Genomic DNA, 393 nt, shown 5'->3' on the forward strand with positions numbered 1-393 from the left:
ATGGTATCGCAAGGGTTACCTTTTTTTGGTTATGATACAAAGCGAAGCAAGACACTATACATAGACAATGAAGATACTGACAGAGAGTTAAACAAAAGGCTTAGAAATAAAGATAATGCACCAGAAGACTTACATTTTTTGACAGGTGGAGAGTTTATGCTTGATGATTCGCACCACATGAACTTATTATATGAATACATTAAAGAAAATGATATAAAATTCGTGATCTTGGATAATTTAATGACAATGCTAAGAAATGGAGACATTATCTACGGTAAAGACTTTGAACCAATGCTTAGGAGAATTACACGCTTAAAGTTACTTTTCCAAGACGTTACTTTCTTGTTAGTAGCTCATGCAAACAAATCAGCTTATGCAAACTCAATGGACGAT

The 393-nt window shown here is 33.6% G+C and carries 1 protein-coding gene; it reads left to right on the forward strand.

The window, feature by feature from the left end; all coding sequences use genetic code 11:
* On the forward strand, positions 1-393 hold a 393-nt coding region (locus FDW96_RS15410), incomplete at both ends, for an AAA family ATPase (protein ID WP_170974724.1).

This window comes from Citrobacter sp. TBCS-15 (assembly GCF_005280815.1).
Lineage (GTDB): Bacteria > Pseudomonadota > Gammaproteobacteria > Enterobacterales > Enterobacteriaceae > Citrobacter > Citrobacter werkmanii.